Genomic DNA, 26,849 nt, shown 5'->3' on the forward strand with positions numbered 1-26,849 from the left:
GGCCATGAGCTCTCCGATCAGCCGCCAGACCCATCTCGATCCCCGCGCCGTTTCATTGCTGCTGTTGTGCTGCTTCCTGTGGGGCATCAACCAGGTGGCCGCCAAGGCCGCACTGACCGAGATCTCGCCGCTCTGGCAGGCGGGGCTGCGCTCGGCCGTGGCGGGCCTGCTGGTGTGGCTGTGGTCGATGTCGCGCGGCATCCGCCTGTTCGAGCGCGACGGCAGCTTGGGCGGCGGCCTGCTGGCCGGCCTGCTGTTTGCGGCCGAGTTCGGCTGCATCTTTGTCGGCTTGCAGTACACCAGCGCCTCGCGCATGGTGGTCTTCATCTATCTGGCGCCCTTCGTCGTCGCCCTGGGCATGCCGTGGATCGCGCGCGGTGAGGCGCTGTCGGCGCGGCAGTGGCTGGGTCTGGTGCTGGCCTTCGGCGCCATGGCTTTCGCGTTCGCGGAAGGCTTCTCGGCGCCGGGCACGCCGATGCAATGGTGGGGCGACGCCCTCGGCGTGGCGGCCGCCGTGCTGTGGGGCGGCACGACGCTGGCCATCCGCGCCACCAAGCTGAGTTCGGCGCCGGCCGAGAAGACCCTGCTCTACCAGCTCGGCGTTTCAGCCCTGACGCTGTGCGCCGCGGCTCTGGTCGCCGGCGAACCCCTGCCCCTGCACTGGTCACCGCGCCTGCTGGGTCTGTTCGGCTTCCAGGCCATCATCGTCACCTTTGCCAGCTATCTGGTCTGGTTCTGGCTGATCCGCCATTACGCGGCCACCAAGCTGTCCGTCTTCACCTTGAGCACGCCGCTGTTCGGCCTGCTGGCGGGCGCCCTGCTGCTGGGCGAGGGCATCAGCGCCCGCCTCGTCGCGGCCCTGGCGGCGTTGGCGGTGGGCATCGTGCTGGTGAATCGATAGGGAAGTGCTGAGCAAGCCCTTCCCGCTGTCGCCACCGCGCTAGAGCCGCAGCGCCGCTCTGCATAGACTGCGGCATTCACCAGGAGACCTCCCCATGATCACCCTCTGCGGCATCCCGCTCTCGAACTACTACAACAAGGTCAAGCTGGCCCTGCTGGAAAAGGACATCCCCTTCAGCGAGGAATACATCAAGACGCATTCCCATGCCGAGGACGTGCTGAGCTGCTCGCCGCTGGGCAAGGTGCCTTTCATCAAGACGCCGCATGGCCCGCTGTGCGAAAGCCAGGCCATCGTGGAATACCTGGAGGCGGCCTATCCCGAGACGCCCCGGCTGATCCCCGCCCATCCCTACGAGGCGGCCAAGGTGCGCGAGCTCATCACCTACGTCGAGCTGCACCTGGAGCTGGTCGCGCGCGAGCTGTATGCCGAGGCCTTCTTCGGCGGCGAGGTCAGCGACGGCACCAAGAAGCGCGTGGCCCGCGTGCTGCCCGAGAACATCGCCGCCTTCAAGCGCCTGGCCAGGTTCGGCCCCTATCTGGCCGGTGACAGCTTCACGCTGGCCGACTGCGCCGGCTGGGTCAGCCTGCCATTGGTGGGCATGGCGACCAAGATCATCTATGGCGAAGACCTGCTGCAGGCCGGCGGTGTGGACTGGAAGCCCTATGCCAAGCTGATCGGCGAGCGCCCGCATGCCATCAAGGTGGCGGCCGACCGCAAGGCCGACCAGGACCGCTCACTGGCGGCCAATCGAGCCTGAACACGCCCCTGCCTTGACCGCCGCGCACATCGAGATCGAACTGATGTTCCTCGTGCCGGCGTCGTCCCGCGCGGCGCTGGCGGCCGAGCTTGGCGCACGCGGCGCGGCGCGGCGCGTCTCGCTGATCGACGCCTATTTCGACACGCCCGACCGGCGCCTCGCTCGCGCCGGGCTGGCTTGGCGCATGCGCCGTGAAGGCCGGCGCTGGGTGCAAGGGCTGAAGGCCGCGCGCGGTGGTGCGCTGGAGCGCTTCGAGCACGAGGTCACTCGCCCCGACGCCAGCCCCGACCCGCAAGCCCATGCCGCGACGGCGCCTGGCCAGCAATTGATCGAGTTGCTGGCACAGGCCAAGGCCGAGGGCCAGGATGCCCTGGAACGCTTCCAGATCCAGCAGCGCCGCCTGATGCGCCGCGTGCGCACACGCGGCGCTGTCGTCGACATCGCGCTGGACGAGGGCCGGCTGACGGCCGGCGCCGCAGTGCAGAAGTTTCGCGAGATCGAGTTCGAACTGGTGTCGGGCTCGCCGGTCGCGATGCTGGATCTGGTTGAGCGTTGGCGGCAGCGCTTCGGCCTCGTCCACGACCCGCGCAACAAGGCCGAGCGCGGCCACGGCCTCGCGGCCGGTTCGCCTCATCCGCCGTTGCGCAAGGCCAAGTCGCCGCGCTACGACCAGGACGCGGGCGCACTGGACGCATTCGGTGCGGTGTTCGATGAATGCCTGGCCCACCTCAACCGCAATGCCATCGGCCTGACCGAGGGCGCCCCCGAGCTGCGCGCCGAGCATGTGCACCAGGCCCGCGTCGGCATCCGCCGCCTGCGTAGCGCGCTGCGGGCCTTCCGTGGCTGGGTGGCCGAGCCACCGGCCGGGCTGGTGGACGGCCTGCGCCGGCTGTTCGCCGAACTCGGCAAGGCGCGCGACAGCGATGTGCTGGGCAGCGGCGTCGTCGCCGAACTCAAGCAGGCCGGTGCGCCGCCGCTGTCCCTTCCCGCCGACAGCGCCCTGCCCGACCTCGCCGCGCTGATCCGCAGCGACGAGACGCAGCACCAGCTGCTGGCCTGGATCTCGTGGCGCGCCGGCCTTCAGCCCCTCGCCGAGCCGCAGGATTCGCTGCAGCGCCTGGCGCGCAAGCGGCTGCGCCGCTGGCACAAGAGGCTGGTGGACGGCTGCCGCCGCTTCGACGAGCTCGAGCCCACGGCCCTGCATGCGCTGCGCAAGCACGCCAAGCGCCAGCGCTATGCGCTCGAGTTCTTCGCTCCGCTGCTGCCGCACAAACGCGCCACCCGTCATCTGCAGGCCCTGGCCGCGGCCCAGCAGGCACTGGGTGAGATCAACGACCTCGTTGTCGCGCGCGATCGCTACCAGGCCCTGGTGACCGCCGACCCTGCCGCCTGGTTCGCCGTCGGCTGGCTGACCGCGCGCCTGGCCGAGGCCCGCGAGCGGGCGCGCGACGAACTGGGCCATCTGGCCGCCGTCGAGCCGCTGCCGCGCTGATGCCACAGCCGCGGGAGCGCTCGGTCAGCACGCTCTCGCGCCGTCCTACACACAAGAACCGCAACGCGGCGAAAACTGGGCCTTCGCCACCAAGGAGCCGACCATGATTCGCAAGCTCGGCAGCGGCCAGTACCGCCTTTACTCTCGCAAGCCCGATCCACAGACCGGCAAGCGCAGGAACCTGGGCACGTTTGACACACGCGAACAGGCCGAAAAACACGAGCGCGAGGTGCAGTACTTCAAGCGGCATTGACTGCAGGAGAAACCATGGAACCCTTGCAAACTGACGCCGGAAACACCGGCTGGGTCACAGGCTGGATGGTGCTGCGGGTGAAGCAGGAGCTTCCCGGCGATTTCGTCAGCATCCATGCGCACGCCGCCGAGGCGCAAGCCGCGGCCCACCAGCGCGGCCCCGGCCATCAGGTCTTTCACGGCAGGTATCACGCGGCGGGCGGCGAGTTCTTCGTTGACTAGCCCGGCGACGACAGCTTGAGCCCGGCGATGCCGGCCACGATCAGTGCGATGCTGAACAGCCGCGCCGGGTTGGCCGGCTCACCGAGCAGGAAGATGCCCAGGATCACGGTGCCGACCGCACCGACGCCCACCCAGACGCCATAGGCCGTGCCCACTGGCAGCGACTTCATCGCGATGCCCAGCAACCAGAGGCTGGCCACCATGCAGGCCGCCGTTGCCACGCTGGGCCAGGGCTTGGTGAAGCCGTCGGTGTATTTCAGGCCGATGGCCCAACCGACCTCGAACAGGCCGGCGATGACGAGAATGATCCAGGCCATCCGTTTTCCTCTGGAGAGATGCGCCGCGGATTCTGGCCGCGCTTGAATCCCCGGGGCCGCGTGGGGTTGCCTTAACCTAGCAGCAATGAGTCACAAGCCCACCACCGTCAATGACCTGGGCGAGTTCACCGTCCTCATCGACGTGCGCTCGCCGGCCGAATACGCCCTCGACCACATTCCCGACGCCATCAACTGCCCCGTGCTGGATGACGAGGAGCGTCGCATCGTCGGCACCACCTATGTCCAGGTCTCGGCCTTCGAGGCGCGCAAGATCGGTGGGGCCATGGTGGCGCGCAACATCGCAAGCCACCTGGACCAGTTGTTCAGGGACAAGCCCAGGGAATGGCGGCCGCTGGTCTATTGCTGGCGCGGCGGCATGCGCAGCGGCAGCTTCGTCAACTGGCTGAGGCTGGTGGGCTGGGATGCACAGCAGCTCAAGGGCGGCTACAAGGCCTGGCGCGCCCATGTCATCGAGCAGATTGCGCTGCTGGCGCCGCGGCTCGACCTGCGCGTGCTGTGCGGCCCCACCGGCAGCGCCAAGACGCGGGTGCTGCAGGCGCTCGCCGCTCAAGGAGAGCAAGTCCTCGACCTCGAAGATCTGGCGGCCCACCGGGGTTCGGTGCTGGGCGCCATGCCCGGCCGGCCTCAGCCGTCGCAGAAGGGTTTCGAGACGCAGTTGATGCAGGCCCTGGCCGGCCTGGACCTGAGCCGGCGCGTCTGGGTCGAAGCGGAGAGCCGGCGCATCGGCCGCATCACGGTGCCGGAGCCGCTGCTGCAGCGACTGCGCGAGAGCCCGGTCGTCGAGATTGATGCGTCACCCCAGGCCCGGCTCGACTACCTGCTGCGCGACTACGCCTGGCTGGGTGACGACCCGCAGGGCCTGGCCGACAAGCTAGGCACGCTGCGCGAACTGCTGCCCAAGGAAGTGCTGGCCGAGTGGCAGGCCTGGGCGCTGGAAGGCGCCCTGCCGCCGCTCTTCGAAGCCCTGATGGCCCGGCACTACGACCCTCTGTATGCCCGTTCGCAGGGCCGCCATCTGGCGGGCCTGCCCGACGCCCAGCGCCTGCAATGCGAGGATCTGTCGGATGCCGGCATCCAGGCCCTGGCCAGCCGCATCGCCTCATTGCCCTAGATTCCAACCATGACCCAAACGCCCGCCACGCCACCCGTGCCCCGCCTGACCTCCCTGTCCCACGGTGGCGGCTGCGGCTGCAAGATCGCCCCGGGCGTGCTGAGCGAGATCCTGAAGAGCACGCGCCACTTTCCGGCGCCGCCGGAACTGCTGGTGGGCATAGAGACCGCCGACGACGCGGCGGTCTACCAGCTGACCGACGAGATCGCGCTGATCGCCACCACCGACTTCTTCATGCCCATCGTCGACGACCCCTTCGACTTCGGCCGGATCGCGGCGACGAATGCCATCAGCGACGTCTACGCCATGGGTGGCAAACCCATCATGGCGCTGGCCCTGGTGGGCATGCCCATCAACGTGCTGCCGGTCGACGTGATCGGCAAGATCCTGGCGGGCGGTGAATCGGTCTGCGCTGCCGCCGGCATCCCGATCGCGGGCGGTCACACCATCGATTCGGTCGAGCCGATCTACGGGCTGGTCGCACTGGGCGTGGTGCACCCCCAGCGCGTCAAGCGCAATGCGGACGCACGCCCCGGCGACCGGCTCGTGCTGGGCAAACCTCTGGGCGTAGGCATCCTCTCCGCGGCCCTCAAGAAGGAGTCGCTCTCGCCCGAGGGCTACGCGCGGATGATCGCCACCACGACACAGCTCAACACCCCGGGGCCGGACCTGGCGGCGCTGGACGGCGTCCATGCGATGACCGATGTGACGGGTTTTGGCCTGGCCGGCCATGCGCTGGAACTGGCGCGCGGTGCCCAGGCCAGTGTCGAGCTCGACTGGGCGCGGGTGCCCTTGCTGGCGCAGGTGCGCGAGCTCGCCGAGCGCGGGATGGTCACCGGCGCCTCGGGGCGCAACTGGGCCGGCTACGGCTCGGACGTGCAGCTGCCGCAGGGCTTCCCGGCCATCGATCAGGCGCTGTTGAGCGACCCCCAGACCAGCGGCGGCCTGCTGGTGTCTTGCGACGCCAGCGCGGTTGACGCCGTGCTGGACGTGTTTCGCCGCCATGGGTTCGGTGCGGCGGCGGAGATCGGCAGGGTCGTGGCAAACGGGCCGCAAGGCAGCCGCCTGCGCTTGAACTGAGCCGCCCCACGGCGGGTCCGACCGCCTATCCCCTCCCGGCAACAGAGGTATGCCCGGCCGGGGGGGTGTAAGGTCGGGCTACTTTGGAGCCCCTCATGACGTCCCGTTCTGGATCCGCATTGCTGGCAGCAGGTCGCACTCCTGCGTGCCAAACATGATCCGCCTCGAGATCGCGCTTGAACTCGACTACGTCATTGCCGACCCGGGCTGTGATTTCATCTTCAACATCCACGCGGCCAGCACGCCCCGCCAGCTGGTGGTGGCGGAGTCGCTGACGCTGAGCCAGCCCTTGCTGGCCCGCGTCGAGACGGAGCCGGTCACCCGCAACCGCTACCTGCGCCTGCAGGCCCAGGCCGGGCCGCTGAAGGTGGCCTACCGCGCCACGGTCGACCTGATGCATCACTTCGCCCCGCCGGGCGACGTGGGCGAGGTGCCCGTCGCGCGGCTGCCCGCTGAGGTGCTGGGCTATATCTACCCGAGCCGCTACTGCCAGTCCGACCGGCTGCACCGCATGGCCATGCGCGAGTTCGGCCAGCGCTGGCAGGGCTATGGCCGCGTGCAGGCCATCCGCGATTGGGTGCTGGAGCGCACGACCTTCACGTCCAACACCTCGGACTCCAACACCTCCGCCATCGACACCCTGCTCGATCAAGTGGGCGTGTGCCGCGACTTTGCCCACCTGATGATCGCGTTGTGCCGCGCCATCAACATCCCGGCGCGCTTCGCCACGGGCATCGACTATGGTGCCGACCCCGCGCTCGGGCCGACCGACTTCCATGCCTACGTGGAGGCCTACGTCGGCGACCGCTGGTACATCTTCGACCCTTCAGGCACCGCGATCCCGATGGGCTTCGTGCGCTTTGGCACCGGGCGTGATGCCGCCGACGTCGCCTTCGCCACCATCTTCGGCACGGTCAACTCCAGCGCCCCGGTCATCAACATCCAGGCCGTGGCCGGTGCCGACGGTCGCCTGCAGCTGCCCTACCACTGCACCGACGCCATCTCGACGGACGGATAACGTGGCCGTGAAGATTCTCTCGGTTCTAGCCCGGCATCCCATCCTGGTTCCCCTGGCCTGCGCCGCAGCGTTGACCGTGGTGCTGGTGGGCGAGAGTTCCTACTGGCAGTCTGAAGACGTGCTGGGTGAACTCAGCGCCCTGCGCGCCGGCACCGCCAGGCTGGAGGAACTGCGCGCCGCCCCCACCGATCAGCAGACCGACATCCACCGCACGCTGCTGCTCAACCGCCTGGGCGTGGCGCTGCTGAGCGTGGCCAGCCTCGCTGCGTTGTTCCTGTACCTGCGCCAGGGGCTCGCGCTGGAAGACCAGCGCGAGCGCGAAAAGCAGGAACGCCAGCGCCTGGTGCAGATCGAGCGTGAGCGGCTGGAGGTCGAGGTGGCGCGCCGCACCGCGCAGCTCGTCAAGCTGGCGCATCACATCGAAACGGCGCGCGAGCAGGAGCGGGCCCGGCTGGCGCGCGACCTGCACGACGAGATGGGCTCGCTGCTGACGTCCGCCAAGCTTGATGCCGCGCGCATCAAGACCCGCGTCGCGAGCCTCGCACCCGAGGCGCTGGAGCCGCTGACGCGGCTGATCGAGAAGCTCAACAGCGGCATCGCGCTGAAGCAGGACATCATCGAGAACCTGCGCCCGTCCACCCTCGACACCCTGGGCCTGGCCGTCACGCTGGACATCCTGGCCGGCGATTTCGCGAAGCGCTCCGGCGTGCTGGTGCATTGCGAGCTGGCGCCCGTGCGGCTCGCCGAGGCCGCCGAACTCGTCGTCTATCGCGTCGTTCAGGAAGCCATCACCAACGTCAGCAAATATGCGCGCGCGCGCCAGCTGTGGCTGAACCTGGGCATCATCCAGGGGCAGGCCGAACTGACGGTGCGGGACGACGGCGTCGGCTTCGACGCCAACGCAGCAACGAACTCGAGCTACGGCCTGCTGGGCATGCGATTCAGGGTCGAAGCCGAGCACGGCAGCTTGTCGGTGACCTCGGCGCCGAATCAGGGCACGCTGATCCGGGTCAGGCTGCCAGCGTCGACCGAAGCCCCCGTTCCCTCCGAATACCTCAGCATCGCCGCCGCCACATCTCCGCCGGATAGTCCTCAAGGCCGAGTGAACGGTACAGCCCGCGACCTTCCGGTGTTGCGCCAAGGCTGAACTCTCGCCAGCCTGGTTGGCGCATGGTGCACACGCCGGCAGCGGGCTGCCGCGATCTTTATACGTTCTTTACACCGCCTACGGGAAACTGGCTCCATCCCACCCAGTTTCCCGTTCATGAGCCTTGAGACCCAACGCAGCGGCCTGGCCGCACTGACGCTCGGCGCAATCGGTGTCGTCTATGGCGACATCGGCACCAGCCCCCTCTACACGCTCAAGGAAGTATTCCTGCCCGCTACCGGCGTCACGCTGGACACCCACAACCTGGTGGGCGCGGTCTCGGTGATCGTCTGGGCGCTGATGTTCGTCGTCACGCTCAAGTACGTGATCCTGATCCTGCGCGCCGACAACCGCGGTGAAGGCGGTGCACTCGCGTTGACGGCCCTGGCCGCCCATGCCGTGCAGCAGCGGCCCAGGCTGCGTGGCGCGCTGCTGTTGCTGGGCCTGTTCGGGGCGACGCTGTTCTATGGCGACAGCGTCATCACGCCCGCGATCTCGGTGATGGGCGCCATCGAAGGCCTGGAGGTCGTGACGCCGACCTTGAAGCCCTATGTGCTGCCGATCTCGGTGGCCATCCTGGTGGGGCTGTTTCTGGTGCAGCGCCATGGCACGGCGGCGGTGGGCAAGGTGTTCGGGCCTGTGATCGTGCTGTGGTTCGCCGTGCTCGGCGCCATCGGCGTCATGCACATCACCCAGCATCCCGAGATCCTGGCTGCACTCAACCCGCTGGAGGCCTGGGCCTTCCTCAGCACGCGGGGATGGCATCTGTTCGCTGCCGTCGGCGCCATCGTGCTGGCATTGACGGGCGCCGAGGCCCTCTACGCCGACATGGGCCATTTCGGCGTGAGGCCGATCCGCCTGGCCTGGACGGGGCTGGTGTTTCCCGCGCTGGCGCTCAACTACCTGGGCCAGGGCGCGCTGCTGATCGGAGACGCCACGGCCATCGAGAACCCGTTCTTCCGCCTCTTCCCCAGCGCCTTGGTGCTGCCCATGGTCGGCCTCGCTGCGATGGCCGCCGTGATCGCCTCGCAGGCCGTGATTTCCGGGGCCTACTCGATGACCAAGCAGGCCATCCTGCTCGGCTTCCTGCCGCGCCTCACCTTGCGCCATACCTCCGCCAGCGAGTCCGGGCAGATCTACGTGCCGGCGGCCAATTGGGCACTGCTGGCCGGCGTCATCGGTGCGGTGCTGATGTTCGGCAGCTCATCGGCGCTGGCGGGGGCCTACGGCATCGCGGTGACGCTGACGATGCTGATCACGACCGTGCTGACCTTCTTCGTCATTCGCGACGGCTGGAAGCTCCCCGCGCCGCTGGCGATCGGCGCCACGGTGTTCTTCCTGGCCGTGGACATGCTGCTGGTTGCCGGTTGCGCGATCAAGTTCTTCGACGGCGGGTGGTTTCCGCTGGCGCTGGGCCTGATGCTGTTTGTCTTGATGAGCACCTGGGCGCGCGGCCGTCAGCTGCTGATGGCCGGCCTGCGCAGCGAAGGCATCGAACTCCAGCCCTTCATTGAGAGCCTCGCCCTGGGCGAAGCCCATCGTGCACGGCGCACGGCGGTCTATGCAGTCGCCGACCCGAACCTCGTGCCGCAGGCCCTGTTGCACAACCTCAAGCACAACCAGGTCCTGCACGAAACGAACGTCATCCTGAACGTCATGTTCCACGACCGTCCGATGGTCGACGCAGCCGACCGCCTCGAATTGACGTCATTGGCGCCAGGCTTCTGGCGCGTGCTCGTCCACTACGGGTTCATGGAGGAACCCGACGTTCCCCTGGCACTGGCGCTGTGCGAGGCCAAGGGCTTGCGCATCGAGCCCTTCGAGACCAGCTACTTCCTCAGCCGCGAGACGGTGGTGCCGACTCCCGGTGGCGGCATGGCGAACTGGCGTGAGCGCCTGTTTGCAGCATTGAGCCGCAACTCCAGCGGGGTCGCCAGGTTCTTCCGGTTGCCGGACAACGCGGTGGTCGAACTGGGCACACGCGTGCAGATATAGCCAGGCGCGTCGCGCCGTCTTGCGAACAGTTCGGCCCGCGGGGGCAGTCCGGCAGCGTCGAGGCGCTCAACCACGGCAGCAACGACGTGCTCGCACTACAACCCCGGCGTTCCCTTGTCGAACGCCGGTATCCCCTCGATGGCGTGGTGAGCGGCCTCGGTGGCATAGGTCAATGCTTCCTGCTCCGTAGCCCACAGGTTGTCGGTTGCCGGGCGGTAGCTGTCATCCGTGCCAACCTGGCCAGCGGCGGCCACGTCAAGGATCGCGAAGCGTCCTTCGAAGCCGCCGCTGCGAGGCGCCGCCTCCACCGTGAACCGCACACCCCGGTGAACGTCGGCGATGGCCTCACTCATGGCTTCTCCTTGGATTGAACGACGCCGTCAGTGCGGCTCAGCGTCCTGCCCCATCAACTCCGCCTTGCGCCCGGCGATGGCTTCACCCAAGGTATCCAGGTCGAGGTCGGACTTGCGGATCTTGGGGAACATCTCGCCTTCCTCTTCCTTGACGTGATGGTCGATGTACTCGCCAAGCACCTTCACCTTGGCGTCGTAGTGATCGTCATCGGGCGAGCCGGCTTCGATCTGCGCGATGAGTTCCTTGGCGCTGGCGTGCTCGATGTCGGCTTCGTCGATCAGGTCGGCGTCGTCGCCCAGCACGTCCCGCGCGGCCGGATAGAAGAGCTCTTCCTCAGCCGTGGCGTGCGCGGTCAGCATGACGCAGATCTGCAGCGCGATGGCTTGTTTCTCGCCGGCATCGCCATCGGCCTTGACAAGCTTGTCATAGGCCCGGAACAGGGACTTCACCTCCCGGTGATCGGCGGTCAGCAGATCGATCGCGTCCGGTGTCGAATCGCGTGTCGTCGGGCTGGCGGGTTTCCTGGCCGTGCTCTTGGTGGATTTGGCTGAGGTCTTCGTTGCGCTGGTGGGCATGGGAGTTCCTGCTGGCTGATGGTTTGGAAAGACTCCGGCGGGCACCGGAGCCGGTGAATTCAGAGCTTGTCTTCGGCAAGGGCGGTACGAACCGCCCTGTCGAGATCAAACCCAGGTCTCGCCGTAGTAGTCGTAGACCTTGCGACCGTAGTCGCGCGTGTATGCCGGCTCGCTGTAGCGGGCATAGCGCGGCGCGCCTTCCAGCTGCGACTTGTCGAGGTTCACCACATAGCCGTCCTTGGCGGTGTCGTACTTCAGCTTGGACCAGGGCATGGGATAGAGATCGGTGCCCATGCCCAGGAAGCCGCCGAACTCCAGGGCGGCGTAGCGCACCTGCCCGGAGGCCTTGTCGATGACCAGGTCGTCGATGGAGCCGAGCTTGTCGCCCTGCAGGTTGTAGACCTCGGTGCCTTCAACCTTCGAGGCAGCGATGGTGGGGCCGGTGGTGTTGTCAGTGTTCATGGTGGTCTCCGTAGCTGTGTAGCGGTCGATGGCGCCGCCCTGCTTCGACGGCAAATCACGTACCCACGCGCGGTGCCTCCTGCCTCGTTGAACCGCCTTGCAGGCTTGCCAACCATGCGGCATTCCGTCCTACACATGCCACCGCTGGCTTGGCGCATGCTGCGATGCAGCAGTTGAAGTTCAGCCATGTCGAAATGCATCATGCTGATTCGCCACGCCGAGAAGCCACATGGCGAGGACGGCGGCGTGGATGAATCCGGCCGCGACGATCCCAACTCACTCAGTGTTCAAGGCTGGCGCCGCGCCGGTGCGCTGGTTCCGTACTTCTCGGCACTGGCTGAACGCCTGCATCCGCAGGTGCTGGAGCGCCCGCAGCACATCCTTGCGGCCCGGCCAACGGCAATGCATCCGTCGACCCGCCCCTATGACACCGTGGAAGGCCTGGCCGACCGCCTCGGGGTTGCCGTCGATGAACGCTGGTCGGATCACGATCCGGTGGACAAGCTCGCGTGGCACTTGCGGTCGCTGGACGCACCGGTGCTGGTTTGCTGGCGGCACGACGACCTCCCCAAACTTGCCAAGGCGATCACGACAGTCGATGAAGTGCCGGAGAACTGGCCGTCCGAGCGATTCGACCTGACGTGGTCGTTTCGCTGCCAGGCGGGTCGCTGGCTGTTCCAGCAAGTGCCGCAGCTCCTGCTGGCCGGTGACCGGCTCACACCCGTCGACTGGCCGCAGAACAGAGCAAGGGCACGGCAAGCGGCTTGAGCAGGTTGCCGACGGTCTGGCCGCCATGGTGGCCCGCCTGCGGCATCAGGTGCAGCCGCTCGGCCAGCATCGGCCCTCGCGGCCGGTGGGAGCGGCATTTGCCAATCGTTGGGCCTTCCGCACCCTGCGCAAAAGCCCCTTGAGCCCAGCACCAACCGTCAGCCGCTTCCTCACCGCCGACGCTGCGAAGGCGGCGTTGACGGCGCCTGCCATCGCCGTCCAGCTCGCCATGGTCGACTGGCGCGGCGGCAGCGCGCGGGCGCGGCCCTCGTCATCGCCCCCCAACGGAGCGGCCCGTTCACGCGAGCGCAGTTTGCGCAGCTGCGGCAAGTTCTGCTGCACAGACTGCAGGTGGAATTCGGCGTCTCCATCGACGGCGTCGAGGCCGGCCAATGCGCTGGCGCACGGGACCTCGTCTGCGCTAACGCGCAGCGCCTCGCCTGGAACATGACCGGGGGCTTCAACCGGCAGGAGATGCAAGGTGCAGAGCAACTGGAACGGCGCCTTCAAATGCCTGGCACCCGAGCAGCTGATCGAGCGGCTGGCATGGCTGGAGCGGCCGCTGGTGTTCACCAACGGCGTGTTCGACCTGCTGCATGTCGGCCACGTCAGCTGCCTGGAGGCGGCACGCCGCCAGGGCAATGTGCTGGTGGTTGCGCTGAACAGCGACGCCTCCGCCCACGACCTGGGCAAGCCGGGTGAGCGTCCCTGCTGCACGCTGCACGAGCGCGCCCACGTCATCGCGGCCCTGTCCTGCGTGAACTGGGTGACGTGGTTCGAAGAGGCCACGCCGGCGGCGCTGCTGCAGGCGGTGCGGCCCGACGTGTACGTGAAGGGCAGCGACCACGCGGCGGAACAACTGCCTGAGACACCGTTGGTGCGCGGCTGGGGCGGCCGCGTCGTCACCGTGCCCTACTTGGCCGGCCACTCGGCGGCGGCCAGACGCAGCTGATCGAGCTTGGGGCGCATGCGCCTTCCCCTAAAGACCCTCTCAGGCGCCTAAGGCGGTAGGGGTCGGGCCGGGAAGCGAGCAGCGAGCTTGCCCGGGGCGGCGCTCATGACCTGGCCTCCTCCTCGGCCCAGCCCTGTGCGCCGATCAATGGCACGAAGGCCACGTCGGCGAGCGCTTGCTGGTCGAAGTGGCCGTTCGCCAGGCGCCTCACCTTGACGAGGGTCTGGCCTCGGGTTTTACCGACCGGGATGACCAGGCGGCCGCCGGGCGCGAGCTGGGCCTTGAGCCCGGGCGGCACGTCCGGGCCCGATGCGGCGACAAGGATGGCATCGAAGCTCCCCCCGCCGGGCCAGCCGCCGCTGCCGTCGCCGGTGATGATCTCCACGTTGTCGTAGCCGAGCGCCGCCAGGCGCTCATGCGCACGACGGGCGAGCACTTCGCTGCGCTCGATTGCCGACACGTGCGCGGCGATGCGGCTCAGCACGGCAGCCGCATAGCCCGAGCCCGCGCCGATCTCCAGTACCGCGTCGCCCGCCTTCACTTCGGCGGCCTCGATCATCAGCGCGACGATGAAAGGCTGGGAGATGGTCTGGCCCTGGGCGATGGGCATTGCTGCGTCCTGGTAGGCGACGTCCTCAAAGCCCGCCTCGACGAAAGCCTCGCGCGGCACGGTGCGCATCGCCCGTAACACCGCGTCGGCGCGGATGCCGCGGGCGGCCAGCTGTGTGGCCACCATGCGCTCGCGCCGCTCGGCGTAATCCACGTTCATGGCGCTCAGAAATCCATCAATTCGCTGGACGTGCAGTCCCGGCCGTGCTCCTTGGAAACGTAGAGCGCCCGGTCGGCACGCTCCAGCACGGCATCCAGCGCCTCGTCCGGGCGGGCCTGCGCGACGCCAGCCGAGAAGGTGTAGGCAATGCCGGCATGCGGCTCCAGCGTGTGGCGCACTCGCTCGAGCGCGGTGCAGGCCTCCGCCATCTCGGTGCCCGGGAGCAGCAGGAGGAATTCCTCGCCGCCGATGCGGCCCATGGCTTGGCCGGATCGCAGATGGGCCTGGGTGTGATCGCAGAAGTGGCGCAGCACGGCGTCCCCGACGGCGTGGCCACGCGTGTCGTTGACTCTCTTGAAGTGGTCCAGGTCCAGCAGCGCAAGGCTCACCGGCTGGGAATGCCTGCGGGGGTCGTTCAGGGCGCTCTGAGCGAGTTTCAGGATGTGCCGGCGGTTCGGCGTGCCGGTCAAATCGTCGGTAAAAGCTGCCTGAACCGCCAGCTCGTGCGCACGTTCCAGCTCCGAAGCCATCCGCTGGTTGGCTCTCAACAGGCGCTCGCAGTCGTCCTTCTGATCGCGCAGCAACTTGCGCTGCAGATAGAGGGCGACAAACGCACCGACCTTGCTTTCCAGCACCTGAGGGTGCACCGGCTTGACCAGGAAGTCGACGGCACCGGCCTCGTAGCCACGAAAAGTCCGCGCTGCGTCGCCGCCGTCGCCCGTCAGAAAAATGATGGGAACTTCGCGGGAACGCGCCTCATCGCGCATGGACTCGGCAAGCTGGAAGCCATTGACGTCGGGCATGTTGACGTCGACCAGCGCCAGCGCAAAGTCGTGCTGCGTCAACCGTTCCACCGCCACCGCAGCGGACTCGGCGGATACCACCTCTATGCCGGGACGATCCAGGATCAGCTTCGTCGAAGCAAGGTTGTCCAGGTTGTCATCGACATGGAGGATGAAGGCAGTCTCACGAACAGGCAGCTGAAGCTCCCGGGAGGACGTTGGTCGTGGGCGGCAATTGGCGCTCCCGGTGCCACCCCTGTCAGATACTGGCGCCGTCAAGTCGACATCAGGAATCTCCGTGAACACGTCCCCGATCAGCGACGACCTGGTAGACCGCGTTCGCCACGCGCTGGCCGGTGTCGCCGACGTGCGTGAGAAGCGCATGTTCGGCAGCGCCGGCTTCATGGTGCGCGACCACCTGTGCGTGACGGCGAGGCCCGAGCGGCTGATGTGCCGCATCGACCCGGCGCTGCACGAGATGGCGCTCCAGCGTGACGGTGTCGAGACGGTGGTCATGAAGGGGCGCCCCTACCCAGGCTATGTGTTCGTCGCCTCGACGACCGTGCAAACGAAGGCGGCACTGGACTACTGGATCGAGCTGTCCCTCAAGTACAACGCGACGCTGCCTGCGGCCAGGGAAAGGCAGAGCACATCGCGGGCCAGGGCCAAGGGGGCTGGCACCACCGACGGCACGCGCTCACGTTCTTGAGTGAATGGCCGGGCGCTTGCGGCGCAGCGAAGGCCCTTCCTACACTCGGCCAGGAATTGCGAGCGGCACACGCAGTGGATGTCGTCATGATCGCGGTCCGAGCCCTTCGACCTCTCGTTTCACGCCATTCATGCCATGAAGCTCCAGCCACTGCCCCGGCCCGTCGCCATCGTCATGGCCGGCTTGATCGCCGCTACCACGCAGGCTCAACCGACCGAACCCTTCCCCGTCCATATCGAGGTGGATGCCGGTCGCTCCATGGGCGAGCTCAAGCCCATCTGGCGCTTCTTCGGCGCGGACGAGCCCAACTACGCGACCATGAAGGACGGCCGCAAGTTGATGAAGCGGCTGGGCGACCTGCGGCCGGGGAGCGTGTACTTCCGCGCGCACAACCTGCTGAACACGGGTGACGGCACGCCGGCGTTCAAGTGGGGCAGCACGAATGCCTACACCGAGGACCGTGACGGCAAGCCGGTCTACGACTGGGCCGTCCCCGACCGCATCATCGACAGCTACCTCGAACGCGGCGTGCGGCCCTACCTGCAGATTGGCTTCATGCCGCAGGCCTTGTCGAGCGCCAAGCCGGGCACGCCGTACCAGCACAGCTGGCGCCCCGGCTTCGCCTACGACCTGATCGCCGGCGGCTGGAACGCCCCGCCGAAGGATTACGCCAAGTGGGCCGAGCTGGTCTTCCAGTGGACCAGGCACTGCGTGGAGCGCTACGGCCGCGAGGAAGTGCTGCGCTGGTACTTCGAAGTCTGGAACGAGCCCAACGGCCCGGCCTACTGGACCGGCACGCAGGAAGAGTTCAACAAGCTGCATGACTACGCCATCGACGCCGTGCGCCGGGCACTGCCCGAGGCTCGCGTGGGTGGCCCCGACGTTGCGGGCTCCGGGGGGGCGTTCATGGACGCCTTCCTCAAGCATGTCGTCAGCGGCCGCAACCATGCGACGGGGCAGATCGGCACGCCGACCGATTTCCTCGCCTTCCACGCCAAGGGCAGCCCGCGGTTCGTCGACGGGCATGTGCGCATGGGCATGGCGCCCCAGTTGAGCGGCATCGCCAACGGCTTCCAGAAGATCGCCGCGGTGCCCGAGCTGAAGGACAAGCCCATCGTCATCGGCGAGAACGACCCGGAAGGCTGCGCCGCCTGCCCAGGCCCGCAGAACGCCTACCGCAACGGCACCATGTACTCCAGCTACACGGCGGCCAGCTACAAGCGCATCTGGCAGCTCGCCGACCGCCACCAGGTGAACCTGGAAGGCGCTCTGACCTGGGCCTTCACGTTCGAGGACCAGCCCTGGTTTGCGGGCTATCGCCAACTGGCGACGAACGGTGTCGACCTGCCGGTTCTCAACATCTTCCGCATGTTCGCCAAGCTGGGGCCAACGCAGCTGCGCGCCACCAGCGACGCCGAAGTGGCGCTGGAGGACATCGTGGCGAACGGGGTCCGCGGCCGCCCGGATGTGGGCGTGCTGGCCACCCGCACGCCCGACGGCAAGATTGCGGTGATGACCTGGCACTATCACGACGACGATGCCAGCGGCCCGGATGCGGCGGTCAGCTTGAAGCTGGCGGGCCTGGGCGGGCAGGCGACGCGGTCGGTGACGCAGTGGCGCGTCGACAAGGCCCACGCGAACGCATTCACGGCTTGGCAGGCGATGGGCGCGCCCCAGGCGCCGGACGCGAAGCAGTACGCCCAGCTGGAAGCCGCCTCGGTGATGGCGCCGGCCGCGCTGCCGGCGCTGGCGGTGGCCAATGGCAGTGCGACGCTGAGCTTCACGCTGCCACGGCAGGGTGTGTCGCTGCTCGTCATCGAGTAGGCGCAAGTACACCCGGTGAACGTCAAGCTTGCAGCACTGAAGTGGCTGGCCGGCCTGCTCGTCTGCGGCCTGCTGGCGCCGCTGGCGCTGGCCGCGGACGCGCCGCGCACCGAGACGCTGATGCTGTCGGGCACCGGCCCGGATGACGCGCTGGACTGGGACTTCGTCATCGACGGCGGGCAGCGCGCGGGCGAGCAGGCGCGCATCAAGGTGCCGTCCAACTGGCAACAGCAAGGCTTTGGCCACTACCAGTACGGCTACGACAAAGGCCCGCGGGCGGCGGACAAGGCGATCTACCGACGCCGCTTCAGCGTGCCGGCCGAGTGGCAGGGCCGCACGGTCCGCGTGGTCTTCGATGCGGTGATGACCGACACCCTCGTGAAGGTCAACGGCAATGTCACCGGGTCCATCCACCAGGGCGGCTTCAACCGCTTCAGCCACGACATCACCCGCTGGCTCAAGCCGGGCGAGGACAACGAGATCGAGGTGCAAGTCAGCGAGGCCTCGGCCGCCACGGCCACCGACATCGCCGAGCGCCATGGCGACTACTGGGTGTTCGGTGGCATCTACCGGCCGGTGTGGCTGGAGGCGTCGCCGCTGCAGTCCATCGCGCACGTGGCCATCAACGCCCAGGCCAGCGGCGAGCTCACGGCCGACGTGACGCTGCGGGCGCCGCGCACGGTGACCCGGCTGGTGGCCCAGATCACCACCCGCGACGGCACGGCCGTGGGCCAACCCTTCTCCGCCGCGATTCCCACCGGCGGCGCCGGGCGCGTGCGCGTCCAGGGGCGGATCGACCAGCCGCTGCTCTGGTCCGCCGAAACGCCGCACCTGTACTTCCTGCAGCTCACGCTGTTCGAAGGCGACAAGGCCGTCCACCAGGTCAGCGAGCGCTTCGGCTTTCGGACCTTCGAGGTGCGCGAGGGCCAGGGCCTGTACCTCAACGGCCAGCGCATCATGCTCAAGGGCGTGAACCGCCACAGCTTCCGCCCGGAGACGGGCCGCGCCGTGTCGCGCGCCCAGGCCTATGAGGACGCGCGGCTCATCCGGTCCATGAACATGAACGCCATGCGCGTGGCCCACTACGCGCCCGAGAAAGCCTTCCTGGAGGCAGCCGACGAGCTGGGGCTGTACGTCATCAACGAGCTGAGCGGCTGGCAGAAGGCCCATGACACGGAGGTGGGCCGCAAGCTCGTGCGCGAGCTGGTGGAGCGCGACGTCAACCACCCCAGCATCCTGTTCTGGTCCAACGGCAACGAAGGCGGCTGGAACCGCGAGCTGGACGGCGACTTCGCCCTCTACGACCCGCAGGCGCGGCCGCTGATTCACCCCTGGGAGGCTTTTGGCGGCATCGACACCAAGCACTACCCGCGCTACCCGGACCTGCAGCGCCGGCTGGCCGGCCCGCTGCTGGTGATGCCCACCGAGTTCCTGCACGGCCTGTTCGACGGCGGCCTGGGTGCCGGCCTGGACGACTACTGGCGGGCCATGAGCGCCTCGCCGCGCGGCGCGGGCGGCTTCCTTTGGAACCTGGCGGATGAAGGCCTCGTGCGCACCGACCAGGGCGGGCGCATCGACGTGTTCGGCACCTACGCGCCGGACGGCATCGTCGGCCCCCGGCACGAGAAGGAGCCCAGCTACTACACGGTCAAGGAGATCTGGTCACCGGTGCAAATCGCGCCGCCAACGCTCGACGATCAATTCAACGGCGTGCTGAAACTGCGCAACGCGTTCGATTTCACGACGCTGGCGGCGGTGCGCTTCCAGTGGGAATGGATTCGGTTCGCCCAACCGCAGGACCGCAGCCCGGACGCCCGCGTGCTGGCCCAGGGCGACCTCGCCGGGCCGGCCGTGGCCCCGCATGCCGCGGGTGAATTGAAGCTGCCGCTGCCCGCGGCCTGGCGCGAGGCGGATGCGCTGCGCCTGACGGCAATGCAAGGCGACCAGCATCTGTGGACCTGGGTCTGGGCAGAGCCGGACCGGCCCTCCCACCTCGCGCGCCAGCATGCCGGCGCGCCCGCGGTGGTAAGAGACGGCGACAGCATCCGGCTGCAGGCCGGCGCCATGTCCGCGCGCTTTGATGCCCGTACCGGCCTGTTGCTCGAACTGGCAAGGGGCGGCAAGGCGCAACCCTTGTCCAACGGGCCACGCCTGGCCGTCGCCCGGCCCAGGCAGGCCGCCGAGCCGGCATGGCTGGAGCCGGCCGCCACGGCCGACGGCGTCTACGAGTTCCCCACCCCGACGATGGCCAATGTCGCCACCATCGACCTCGGCATCACCGAGACCGACGGCTGGGCGAGCTTCAAGCTGGATCTGTCTGCCGATGGCCAGCGTTGGAAGACCGTCTTTGATGGCGCACGGGTGGCGCGCGACGGCCAGACCTACATCTTCCCGCCCCAGGCCGTGAAGGCACTGCGCGTGACCCGCCTGGCGGGCGTGCGGCGCACGCCCTCGGTGGTGTCTCTGCGGCTGGCCTTCGAAGCAGACCGCTTCGCCGTACCAGCGGCTCAGGTCGCCGTGACCGCAGGCACCGGGCCGCAAGGCGCCTGGCTGGAAGCGCCTGGCGCCGGCGGGCTGGACCGCGTGCGCTGGACGCTCGGCGAGGACGACGACGGCGGCGTGCTTGCGCTGGACTACGGCTACCAGCTCCAAGGCCCCATGCTGTACCACGGCATCGGGTTTGACCGCCCGCTGGCGGACGTCAGCGGCTTCCGCGCGCTCGTGCGCGGGCCGAGCCCCGTCTGGCAGAACCGCCTGCGCGGGCCCGTGCTTGGTGTGTACGACATCGCGCCGCCTGCCGGCTATTTCGCGGACCCGCGCTGGCTGCGGCTGATCTCACCAGTTGGGGACCTCACCATCGTCAACGACGGGGCAAGCTATCTGCAACTGGGCGCGAGGCTGGCAGACTTCCCGACCACCAGCGTGGATTTCCCAGCCAGCGACATCGGCTTCCTGCACGCCATCCCCGCCATGGGCGCCAAGGGCCAGGCCGCTGACCTGACCGGGCCGGCGGGTGAGCCGGCCCTGGCGACGGGACGCTACGGCGGCCGGTTGCTGCTGCGGTTCTGACGGCCGCATGACGCTGCCCGGTTGCACAACGATCACAGGAGACCCATTGAACCCCCTTCACGTCATGCGGGCCGCGGCTTGCGGCCTGCTCGCCCTGGCGGCCACGGCATCATCTCAGGCGCAAGACATCGCCCTGGGCCAACGACTGTTCGACAGCAACTGCGCCATGTGCCACACCGTGACACCGGACACGCGCGCGCTGATGGGCCCCGGCCTGCATGGCATCGTCGGGCGCAGGGTGGGTGAAGCGCAGGGCTTCGGCTACTCGGCGGCACTGTCCGCGCTGGGTGCAAAGGGCAAGGTCTGGACGAAGGCGGAGCTGGACAGGTTCATCGCCGACCCCTCGGCCTATGCACCCGGCACCACCATGCCGATCAGCATGGCGGACAAGGCGCAACGCCAGGCGCTGCTGGCCTATCTCGACAAGCTTTCGGCCTCTGCGGCCCAGCCGGCGGCGAGCACTGCGGCCAGCAAGCCGGCGGTCCCTGGTGCAGACGTGGGCAGCTGGAGTGCTGATCGACCGGGGCGGATCCATGAGTGGAAGGTGGCCGACCTGCCCACGCCCTTCGCCACCGAAAGCGCAAGCAACGGGCCCCGCACGGTGCCACGCCCCGAGGGCGCGTTGCCGTTAGTTCCCGAGGGCTTCAAGGTCAGCTTGTGGGCCAGGGACCCTGATCGCGGCCGCGTCATGGTCAAGGCACCCAACGGGGACATCTTCATCTCGTCCACGACGAAACGGCTGGTCAAGGTGTTCCGGTCGTCCACGGGCGAGACCGCCGATCTGGTGAGCACCTTTGCGTCGGGCATGGACCGCCCCTTCGGCCTGGCTTTCTGGCCGACAGGCTCCGACCCGCGGTACCTCTACGTGGCCTTCGTCAATTCCGTCGTCCGATATCCGTACCGCAACGGCGACCTTGTGGCCGGCGGTGAGCCCGAAGTGGTCGTTCCCAAGCTGTCCCAGGCCGTCGGCGCGCACTCGTCCCGGACGCTGGTGTTCTCTGCCGACGGACGCACGATGTTCCTGTCCATCGGCTCGGCGACCAACGTCGCCGAGGGCATCGGCAAGACGCCTCCCGAGCCGCTTGCCGGCTGGGAAGCCAGGCACGGCCTGGGTGCAGCCTGGGGTGAGGAGGAAGGCCGCGCCGTGGTGCTGGCGTTCGATGCCGATGGCAAGAACCGGCGCACCTATGCCGCGGGGCTGCGCAACTGCGTCGGCATGTACCTCTACCCACGCACCGGGAACCTGCTGTGCAGCGTCAACGAGCGCGATCTGCTGGGCGACAACCTGCCGCCGGACTACCTGACCCGGGTGAAGGAAGGCGCCTTCTATGGCTGGCCCTGGTTCTACATCGGCGCTCATGAAGACCCCCGTCTCGCCGGCCATCGACCCGACCTTCGCGACAAGGTGACAGCGCCCGATCTGCTGCTGACGGCACACGCAGCGCCACTGGGCATGGTCATGTACGAGGCGCCGCCGGCCGCCCCTGCGGCGTTCGCGAAGGCCTACGACGGCGACCTGTTCGTCGCCTTTCACGGCTCCTGGAACCGGCAGACGCGCACGGGTTCGAAAGTGGTCCGGGTGTTCATGAAGGAGGGCGTGCCGACGGGCCGCTATCAGGACTTCGTGACGGGTTTCGTCGCCAGCGACACCGAAGTCTGGGGCCGGCCCAGCTCGGTCGCCGTGCAGAAGGACGGCTCACTGCTCGTGGATGACGATGTGACCGGCGAGATCTGGCGCGTCGCTCCGAAATGAATGTTCCAGGCTGACCGACGACGCGTTGCCCGTTGCCCGGCACGCCCCCTAGATTGGCAGCTGCCCGGGGCGTCCCACCGGACCGGAAACATGTTCTCCTTGCCGGCGGACCGTTCACCCGATTCCGTTGTCAGGTTTTTCGTCTCCGTCAGCCAAGGAACATCATGACTCGCTCACGAACGTTGCTCAGCGCGCTTCTTTGCGCTTGCGCGGTTTTGCCGTTTGGCGCGGCGCATGCGCTCGGCGTCGTCACCTATGTGGGTCACGCGGCCGCTGACAATTTCAATCCGCTCAATCGCCTGAATGACATCGACCACGGGACGACCTTTGCGCCTGCAAGCTACGGGGTGAACGTGGATGGCAACGTCGCCACCTCGATCACCGATTCAGCCCAGGGGGGCTCGGCTTATGCCTATTCCCTCTCCGTGGCTGCGTACTCGCCTGTCCTCGGATTCACCGTCGGCGGTGGTGCTGGAGCGACCACGACCATTCATTACCAGGTCATGCTGAGCGGCCCGGCCGCGGCAACGGTAGTGCCGGTGCACGTCCTCGCCCACGGCTTGGTCGACGGCGAAGGAAGTACGCAGGCATCGGCCTCCTTCTCCGTGAACTACGACAGCGGCGGCGCTGGCGCGATTTTGCTCGCCGGCATCAACCTCAACGGAGTGAGTGGCAACAGCTTCTCGTTCGATCAGGTCACCAACTTCAAGGTCAATGCCGTCTTTGATGTCTACCTCCGTGCCGATTCCGGCTCGGGCGGCCCCGGCGGGCCGGCAGGCTGGTCGAAGGCCTTCGTTGACCCTTCGTTCACGATCGACGACCCGGCGCTGGCCGCGCTCTACCACTTCGAAGGCATTCCTAGCGCCGTGCCTGAGTCGGCGACCTGGGCGCTCACGATGTTGGGGCTGGGCGTGGTTCTCGGCGTGCGGCGCCGGCGGACTGCGCTCGTGCCAGTGCCCGAATCGCAATGATTGGTTAACTGGCCCCAGTAGGCGGCCGCGCCATGCGCCTCAAATGGTCGCTCCGCTAGACTGACGACCATGCGCCACGGCCTGACGACCTTCCTGCTGATGCTGTGCATGTGCTGGCAAGCGCTGGCCCATGCAGGCATTGCCGTGGGGATGGCCGGCCAGGAAGAGCAGCAGCATGCGTTGATGCACCTCGAGGGCCAGGGGCACCATCACGATGATCACGGCGACGCCAGCGGCGTCCACGAGGACCAGTCGCTCGCCTCGGCCCATCATCTCGCCAGCGACTGCGGCTTGCATTCACCGGTCCTGATGACCCGTGTTGACCTGCACTTGCCACAACTGCCGCCGGCGATGCCGGTGCAGACCGCGGCGACGCCGCCTCCACCGCCCTGCCTTGCCGGCCCCGAGCGGCCGCCCAAAACCCAGTCCTGATCTCGCCGCGACCCGCGCGTGTACACGCGCGGCCGTCTGTCGCTCTGGTGGTGACCTCTTGCGCATGACCAGCCCTGGGCTGGCCCCATGCCGGTCGCCGCCGCTTTCGCATCAGGACCCTCGTGAAACTTCCTCCATGGTTGGCGCCATGGCTCGCCGGCAGCGCCCTTGCTGCCAGCGCGCTCGCCTGTGCCGCCCAACCCCTATCGAATTCCGCAGCGCTCGCGGCCAGCCGCCCCAGCCTGGCCCAGGCGATTGACGCCGCCTGGCAGCGCTCCGCCGAGGTGACGCAGTCGCAAGGCCAGCAGCGCCAGGCTCGCGCCGAGCAGGCCGTCGCCAGCAGCTGGCTCGCCGCGCCGCCAGCGCTGCAGCTGTCCCAGCGTGAAGGCCGCGGCAGTGGCGCCAGCGGCCAGCGCGAAACCGAGGTCGGCGTCGCCCTGCCGCTGTGGCGTATCGGCGCCCGCGCAACCGCCGGCCAGGCCGCCCAAGCCGGCCTCGACTGGAGTGCCGCCGCCGAGCGGGCCGCTCGCCTGCACGTGGCCGGCCAGGTGCGCGAAGCCCTTGGCCAGCTGAGCGGCCTGGAGGCGGAGCAGCGCCTGGCCGCGCTGCAAAGCCAGTTGCTCGGTCACCTGGCCGAAGACGTCGAGCGCCGCGTCAAGGCCGGCGACCTCGCGCCTGCCGACGCGATGGCGGCCCGGGCCGAGTGGCTGTCCAGCCAGGCTCTGGAAGCCGAGGCTGCACTGAAGCTGCACGCCCAGCAGACGCAATGGCAACTGCTGACGGGCCTCGCCGTTGCCGCGCGGTTCGAGCCCCCGCCCGCAGGGGCGACCTTCGACCTCGATGAGGCTCACCCCGAACTGCAGCTCGCCGCGCGCGCCGTCGACCGTGCCCAGCGCCAGCTCGCCCTGGCACAGGCCCAGCGCGGCGACGGCCCCGAGCTGGGCGTCAACCTGCGCCAGGAACGCCCCGGCCAGGGCAATCCGGCATTGAACAGCATAGGCGTCGCGCTGCGCCTGCCTTTTGCTGCATTTGGCACCGAGACGCACGCCCAGCCGCGCATCGCCACCGCGCTGTCCGAGGTCGACATGGCCCTGACCCAGCAGCAACGCACCCGCGACCGCCTCGCGGCCGAGCTGGAGCTGGCACGCAGCCAGCTGCAAGGTGCTCAAGCCCAGACCCGCCTCGAAACGCAGCGCGCCACGCTGCTGCGCGAGCGGGCGGGCCACATCGACAAGGCTTTCAAGGCGGGCGAAGCGCCGCTGCCCGAACTGCTGCGCGCCCTCAGTGCCGCCGCCCAGGCCGAGGCCGCCAGCGAACGCCAGCAAGCCCATCTGCGCCTGGCCCAGGCGCGACTCCAACAAGCCCAAGGATTGCTTCCATGACCTCCCTTTCCCTGCTGCGCGCCCTCGGCGCCGCTGCGCTGGCCGTGAGCCTGGGCGCTGCGGCCGGCCCCGGCGCCCACGGACCCAATGGCGAACATCTCGACGGCCCGGCCGCCACAACCGCGCCCGCCGGCAGCCGCCCGCGCATCGAAGCCAGGAGCGAGCAGTTCGAGCTGGTCGCCACGCTCGCCGGCGGCGAGTTCTCGATGCTGATCGATCGCTTCGCGACCAACGAGCCGGTGCTCAAGGCGCAGGTCGAAATCGAGTCCGGCGGTCTCAAGGCCAAGGCTCCCTTCCATGACGACATCGGCGACTACGCAGTCGCCGACGGGGCGATACTGAAGCTGCTCGGCAAGCCCGGTGACCACGCCATCGTCATCACCGTCATCCACGGCAACGAGTCGGACCTGCTGGACGCGACCCTCAAGGTCACCGCCGAGCAAGCCCAGGCGCCGCACGCGCACGAGCCCGGCGATGACCACGGGCACGACCACGCCAGCGGCTCGCGCAAGCTGTGGACGGGGATGGGCGTCACCGCGGCGGTGCTGATCGCCGTGGCCGCATGGCGCCGCCGCTCCGGCGCCAAGACGGGGACCGGAGGCCAGGCATGAAGCGCCCGCTGCTGACCCTTGGACTGCTGCTGGCCGCCACGGCTGGCCTGGCCGGCCCCGGCGCCCATGGGCCGAATGGCGAACACCTCGACCAGGACGGCCCGATCAGCGCCTCTGGCCTCGTGCGCCTGCCCGACGGCAGTGTCAACGTCCCCAAGCTGGCCCAGCGCCGCTTGGGGCTGCGCACGCTGATCGCACCCGAGACGGAGGCCGCCGCGACGCTGGAGTTGCCCGGCCGCGTGGTGCAGGACCCGAACGCCAGCGGCCGTGTGCAGGCCAGCCATGGCGGCCGTATCGAACCCGGCCCCAAGGGACTTCCTGTGCCCGGCCAGGCCGTGCAAAAGGGGGAAGTCCTCGCCTGGCTGCACCACCACGCCGAGCCTTTCGCTCAGGCCAACCAGGAGGCCCAGCGCGCCGAGTTGCGCGCCGGCCGGCAGCTCGCCGAGCTGCGCCTGAAGCGGCTGGAAGGGCTGGAGGGCACGGTGCCGCGCAAGGAGATCGAGGCCGCGCGCCTGGAGGCCGAGTCTCTGGCCGCGCGCGAGCGCAGCATCGCCGCGAGCCTGGATCAGCGCGAGCCGCTGCGCGCGCCGGTGTCGGGCGTCATCGCTCGCTCCGAGCTGATGGCCGGCCAGGTCATCGACGCACGTGACGTGCTGGTCGACATCGTCGACCCGGCACGGCTGATGGTCGAGGCACAGACGCCCGACGTGACGCTGGGCCAGCGCATTGCCGGCGCCGAGCTGGCGGATATCACCGGCGTGAAGCTGCAGCTCGCTGGCGTGCCCCGTGCACTGCGCGACGGCAGCTTGCCGCTGAGCTTCCGCGCCCAGGCGGACAAGGCCGGGCAAGCGACATCGCTCGCCGTCGGCCAGACGGTCGGGGTGATCGTCGCGATGAAGGACAAGGTCAAGGGTGTCGTGCTGCCGGCCGAGGCCGTCGTGCGCAGCCCGGTCAACGAGGCCGTTGTCTGGATCAAGACCGGCGCCGAGCGCTACATGCCTCAGCCAGTGCAGGTGAAGCCGCTGGACGCCAAAACCGTGCTCGTCACGCGCGGCCTCGCGGCGGACAACCGCGTCGTCGTCGTTGGCGCGGCGCTCATCGCGCAGATCCGCTGAAGGACCGG

The 26,849-nt window shown here is 68.6% G+C and carries 28 protein-coding genes; 21 read left to right on the forward strand and 7 right to left on the reverse strand.

Annotation, left to right across the window (positions count from 1 at the left end; all coding sequences use genetic code 11):
- Positions 1 to 4 precede the first annotated feature (4 nt).
- The 5 genes from ASC91_RS18070 to ASC91_RS18085 all read left to right on the forward strand — a co-directional run bounded on the left by ASC91_RS18070 (position 5) and on the right by ASC91_RS18085 (position 3,624).
- A complete protein-coding gene (locus ASC91_RS18070) occupies positions 5 to 901 on the forward strand; it encodes a DMT family transporter (RefSeq protein WP_056199848.1) in 897 nt (298 codons plus the stop codon).
- A 94-nt stretch (positions 902 to 995) separates the two neighbouring features.
- Positions 996 to 1,658, forward strand: a complete 663-nt coding sequence (locus ASC91_RS18075) for a glutathione S-transferase (RefSeq protein WP_056199851.1) — start codon at positions 996 to 998, stop codon at positions 1,656 to 1,658.
- A 13-nt stretch (positions 1,659 to 1,671) separates the two neighbouring features.
- The gene (locus ASC91_RS18080; protein WP_056199854.1) at positions 1,672 to 3,150 is read left to right on the forward strand and encodes a CHAD domain-containing protein; all 1,479 of its coding nucleotides are present in this window, start codon (positions 1,672 to 1,674) and stop codon (positions 3,148 to 3,150) included.
- A 103-nt stretch (positions 3,151 to 3,253) separates the two neighbouring features.
- Positions 3,254 to 3,403, forward strand: coding sequence for a hypothetical protein (locus ASC91_RS30040; RefSeq protein ID WP_157256336.1), 150 nt, complete (start codon positions 3,254 to 3,256; stop codon positions 3,401 to 3,403).
- A gap of 14 nt (positions 3,404 to 3,417) precedes the next feature.
- Complete coding sequence (locus tag ASC91_RS18085) at positions 3,418 to 3,624, forward strand: hypothetical protein (RefSeq protein WP_056199857.1); 207 nt, start codon at positions 3,418 to 3,420, stop codon at positions 3,622 to 3,624.
- Here the strand turns inward: ASC91_RS18085 and sugE are convergent.
- Positions 3,621 to 3,941: a quaternary ammonium compound efflux SMR transporter SugE gene (gene sugE, locus ASC91_RS18090; RefSeq protein WP_056199860.1), complete on the reverse strand. Its 321-nt coding sequence runs from the start codon at positions 3,939 to 3,941 to the stop codon at positions 3,621 to 3,623. The two genes, ASC91_RS18085 and sugE, sit on opposite strands and share 4 nt — an antisense overlap.
- An 85-nt stretch (positions 3,942 to 4,026) precedes the next feature.
- On the opposite strand from sugE, the gene mnmH reads away from it, so the two are divergent.
- The 5 genes from mnmH (at position 4,027) to ASC91_RS18115 (ending at position 10,313) form a co-directional block, all read left to right on the forward strand.
- Positions 4,027 to 5,073 (forward strand): tRNA 2-selenouridine(34) synthase MnmH, encoded by a 1,047-nt coding sequence (gene mnmH / locus ASC91_RS18095; protein WP_056199862.1) that lies wholly within the window; start codon positions 4,027 to 4,029, stop codon positions 5,071 to 5,073.
- A gap of 9 nt (positions 5,074 to 5,082) precedes the next feature.
- The gene (gene selD / locus ASC91_RS18100; RefSeq protein ID WP_056199867.1) at positions 5,083 to 6,153 is read left to right on the forward strand and encodes a selenide, water dikinase SelD; all 1,071 of its coding nucleotides are present in this window, start codon (positions 5,083 to 5,085) and stop codon (positions 6,151 to 6,153) included.
- Between the two features lie 154 nt (positions 6,154 to 6,307).
- Positions 6,308 to 7,171, forward strand: a complete 864-nt coding sequence (locus tag ASC91_RS18105; RefSeq protein WP_056199870.1) for a transglutaminase family protein — start codon at positions 6,308 to 6,310, stop codon at positions 7,169 to 7,171.
- A 7-nt stretch (positions 7,172 to 7,178) separates the two neighbouring features.
- Positions 7,179 to 8,318, forward strand: coding sequence for a sensor histidine kinase (locus ASC91_RS18110; RefSeq protein ID WP_157281781.1), 1,140 nt, complete (start codon positions 7,179 to 7,181; stop codon positions 8,316 to 8,318).
- Between the two features lie 117 nt (positions 8,319 to 8,435).
- Positions 8,436 to 10,313: a potassium transporter Kup gene (locus ASC91_RS18115; RefSeq protein WP_056199877.1), complete on the forward strand. Its 1,878-nt coding sequence runs from the start codon at positions 8,436 to 8,438 to the stop codon at positions 10,311 to 10,313.
- A gap of 95 nt (positions 10,314 to 10,408) precedes the next feature.
- Here ASC91_RS18115 and ASC91_RS18120 read toward each other — a convergent pair whose 3' ends face one another.
- The 3 genes from ASC91_RS18120 to ASC91_RS18130 form a co-directional block, all read right to left on the reverse strand.
- Positions 10,409 to 10,666 carry a hypothetical protein gene (locus tag ASC91_RS18120; protein WP_056199881.1) on the reverse strand — a complete coding sequence of 86 codons (258 nt, stop codon included), beginning with the start codon at positions 10,664 to 10,666 and terminating at the stop codon, positions 10,409 to 10,411.
- Positions 10,667 to 10,693: 27 nt separating this feature from the next.
- Complete coding sequence (locus tag ASC91_RS18125; RefSeq protein ID WP_056199883.1) at positions 10,694 to 11,242, reverse strand: hemerythrin domain-containing protein; 549 nt, start codon at positions 11,240 to 11,242, stop codon at positions 10,694 to 10,696.
- Positions 11,243 to 11,347: 105 nt separating this feature from the next.
- Positions 11,348 to 11,704 carry a PRC-barrel domain-containing protein gene (locus ASC91_RS18130; RefSeq protein WP_056201253.1) on the reverse strand — a complete coding sequence of 119 codons (357 nt, stop codon included), beginning with the start codon at positions 11,702 to 11,704 and terminating at the stop codon, positions 11,348 to 11,350.
- Between the two features lie 186 nt (positions 11,705 to 11,890).
- Here ASC91_RS18130 and ASC91_RS18135 point away from each other — a divergent pair, with 186 nt between their 5' ends.
- Positions 11,891 to 12,472, forward strand: coding sequence for a hypothetical protein (locus tag ASC91_RS18135; RefSeq protein WP_056199886.1), 582 nt, complete (start codon positions 11,891 to 11,893; stop codon positions 12,470 to 12,472).
- A 45-nt stretch (positions 12,473 to 12,517) separates the two neighbouring features.
- Here ASC91_RS18135 and ASC91_RS18140 read toward each other — a convergent pair whose 3' ends face one another.
- Positions 12,518 to 12,952: a hypothetical protein gene (locus tag ASC91_RS18140; RefSeq protein WP_056199889.1), complete on the reverse strand. Its 435-nt coding sequence runs from the start codon at positions 12,950 to 12,952 to the stop codon at positions 12,518 to 12,520.
- Position 12,953: 1 nt separating this feature from the next.
- On the opposite strand from ASC91_RS18140, the gene ASC91_RS18145 reads away from it, so the two are divergent.
- Positions 12,954 to 13,424: an adenylyltransferase/cytidyltransferase family protein gene (locus ASC91_RS18145; protein ID WP_200955306.1), complete on the forward strand. Its 471-nt coding sequence runs from the start codon at positions 12,954 to 12,956 to the stop codon at positions 13,422 to 13,424.
- Positions 13,425 to 13,527: 103 nt separating this feature from the next.
- On the opposite strand, the gene ASC91_RS18150 is transcribed toward ASC91_RS18145, so the two are convergent.
- Positions 13,528 to 14,193 carry a protein-L-isoaspartate(D-aspartate) O-methyltransferase gene (locus tag ASC91_RS18150; protein WP_056199892.1) on the reverse strand — a complete coding sequence of 222 codons (666 nt, stop codon included), beginning with the start codon at positions 14,191 to 14,193 and terminating at the stop codon, positions 13,528 to 13,530.
- Between the two features lie 5 nt (positions 14,194 to 14,198).
- On the reverse strand, positions 14,199 to 15,281 hold the full coding sequence (locus ASC91_RS18155; protein ID WP_162247815.1) for a diguanylate cyclase: 1,083 nt from the start codon (positions 15,279 to 15,281) through the stop codon (positions 14,199 to 14,201).
- Here ASC91_RS18155 and ASC91_RS18160 point away from each other — a divergent pair.
- From ASC91_RS18160 to ASC91_RS18200, 9 genes are all read left to right on the forward strand, one after another.
- The gene (locus ASC91_RS18160; RefSeq protein WP_200955307.1) at positions 15,274 to 15,684 is read left to right on the forward strand and encodes a TfoX/Sxy family protein; all 411 of its coding nucleotides are present in this window, start codon (positions 15,274 to 15,276) and stop codon (positions 15,682 to 15,684) included. The genes ASC91_RS18155 and ASC91_RS18160 overlap by 8 nt on opposite strands.
- Positions 15,685 to 15,819: 135 nt before the next feature.
- On the forward strand, positions 15,820 to 17,508 hold the full coding sequence (locus ASC91_RS18165) for a beta-xylosidase (protein ID WP_082532799.1): 1,689 nt from the start codon (positions 15,820 to 15,822) through the stop codon (positions 17,506 to 17,508).
- Between the two features lie 15 nt (positions 17,509 to 17,523).
- Positions 17,524 to 20,577, forward strand: a complete 3,054-nt coding sequence (locus tag ASC91_RS18170) for a glycoside hydrolase family 2 TIM barrel-domain containing protein (RefSeq protein WP_056199908.1) — start codon at positions 17,524 to 17,526, stop codon at positions 20,575 to 20,577.
- A gap of 46 nt (positions 20,578 to 20,623) precedes the next feature.
- Positions 20,624 to 22,330, forward strand: a complete 1,707-nt coding sequence (locus tag ASC91_RS18175; RefSeq protein WP_235532025.1) for a PQQ-dependent sugar dehydrogenase — start codon at positions 20,624 to 20,626, stop codon at positions 22,328 to 22,330.
- 164 nt (positions 22,331 to 22,494) lie between these two features.
- Positions 22,495 to 23,301, forward strand: a complete 807-nt coding sequence (locus tag ASC91_RS18180) for a PEP-CTERM sorting domain-containing protein (RefSeq protein ID WP_082532801.1) — start codon at positions 22,495 to 22,497, stop codon at positions 23,299 to 23,301.
- Positions 23,302 to 23,370: 69 nt separating this feature from the next.
- Positions 23,371 to 23,733 (forward strand): hypothetical protein, encoded by a 363-nt coding sequence (locus tag ASC91_RS18185; protein WP_056199914.1) that lies wholly within the window; start codon positions 23,371 to 23,373, stop codon positions 23,731 to 23,733.
- A 122-nt stretch (positions 23,734 to 23,855) separates the two neighbouring features.
- Positions 23,856 to 25,115 carry a TolC family protein gene (locus tag ASC91_RS18190; RefSeq protein WP_082532802.1) on the forward strand — a complete coding sequence of 420 codons (1,260 nt, stop codon included), beginning with the start codon at positions 23,856 to 23,858 and terminating at the stop codon, positions 25,113 to 25,115.
- Positions 25,112 to 25,726: a hypothetical protein gene (locus tag ASC91_RS18195; protein ID WP_056199919.1), complete on the forward strand. Its 615-nt coding sequence runs from the start codon at positions 25,112 to 25,114 to the stop codon at positions 25,724 to 25,726. The genes ASC91_RS18190 and ASC91_RS18195 overlap by 4 nt, the downstream gene beginning before the upstream one ends.
- Positions 25,723 to 26,841, forward strand: coding sequence for an efflux RND transporter periplasmic adaptor subunit (locus ASC91_RS18200; protein WP_056199921.1), 1,119 nt, complete (start codon positions 25,723 to 25,725; stop codon positions 26,839 to 26,841). Before ASC91_RS18195 ends, ASC91_RS18200 begins: the two co-directional genes overlap by 4 nt.
- Positions 26,842 to 26,849: the final 8 nt, after the last annotated feature.

This window comes from Pelomonas sp. Root1237 (assembly GCF_001425055.1).
Taxonomy (GTDB): Bacteria; Pseudomonadota; Gammaproteobacteria; order Burkholderiales; family Burkholderiaceae_C; genus Pelomonas.

Coding starts and splice junctions, on each gene's coding strand:
- ASC91_RS18085 (WP_056199857.1), top strand. CDS start 3,418: ATGGAACCCTTGCAAACTGACGCCGGAAACACCGGCTGGGTCACAGGC.
- ASC91_RS18150 (WP_056199892.1), bottom strand. CDS start 14,193: ATGAACGTGGATTACGCCGAGCGGCGCGAGCGCATGGTGGCCACACAG.
- ASC91_RS18125 (WP_056199883.1), bottom strand. CDS start 11,242: ATGCCCACCAGCGCAACGAAGACCTCAGCCAAATCCACCAAGAGCACG.
- ASC91_RS18075 (WP_056199851.1), top strand. CDS start 996: ATGATCACCCTCTGCGGCATCCCGCTCTCGAACTACTACAACAAGGTC.
- selD (WP_056199867.1), top strand. CDS start 5,083: ATGACCCAAACGCCCGCCACGCCACCCGTGCCCCGCCTGACCTCCCTG.
- ASC91_RS18135 (WP_056199886.1), top strand. CDS start 11,891: ATGTCGAAATGCATCATGCTGATTCGCCACGCCGAGAAGCCACATGGC.
- ASC91_RS18115 (WP_056199877.1), top strand. CDS start 8,436: ATGAGCCTTGAGACCCAACGCAGCGGCCTGGCCGCACTGACGCTCGGC.
- ASC91_RS18200 (WP_056199921.1), top strand. CDS start 25,723: ATGAAGCGCCCGCTGCTGACCCTTGGACTGCTGCTGGCCGCCACGGCT.
- sugE (WP_056199860.1), bottom strand. CDS start 3,941: ATGGCCTGGATCATTCTCGTCATCGCCGGCCTGTTCGAGGTCGGTTGG.
- ASC91_RS18195 (WP_056199919.1), top strand. CDS start 25,112: ATGACCTCCCTTTCCCTGCTGCGCGCCCTCGGCGCCGCTGCGCTGGCC.
- ASC91_RS18070 (WP_056199848.1), top strand. CDS start 5: ATGAGCTCTCCGATCAGCCGCCAGACCCATCTCGATCCCCGCGCCGTT.
- ASC91_RS18185 (WP_056199914.1), top strand. CDS start 23,371: ATGCGCCACGGCCTGACGACCTTCCTGCTGATGCTGTGCATGTGCTGG.
- ASC91_RS18120 (WP_056199881.1), bottom strand. CDS start 10,666: ATGAGTGAGGCCATCGCCGACGTTCACCGGGGTGTGCGGTTCACGGTG.
- ASC91_RS18165 (WP_082532799.1), top strand. CDS start 15,820: ATGAAGCTCCAGCCACTGCCCCGGCCCGTCGCCATCGTCATGGCCGGC.
- ASC91_RS18105 (WP_056199870.1), top strand. CDS start 6,308: ATGATCCGCCTCGAGATCGCGCTTGAACTCGACTACGTCATTGCCGAC.
- ASC91_RS18130 (WP_056201253.1), bottom strand. CDS start 11,704: ATGAACACTGACAACACCACCGGCCCCACCATCGCTGCCTCGAAGGTT.
- mnmH (WP_056199862.1), top strand. CDS start 4,027: ATGAGTCACAAGCCCACCACCGTCAATGACCTGGGCGAGTTCACCGTC.
- ASC91_RS30040 (WP_157256336.1), top strand. CDS start 3,254: ATGATTCGCAAGCTCGGCAGCGGCCAGTACCGCCTTTACTCTCGCAAG.
- ASC91_RS18180 (WP_082532801.1), top strand. CDS start 22,495: ATGACTCGCTCACGAACGTTGCTCAGCGCGCTTCTTTGCGCTTGCGCG.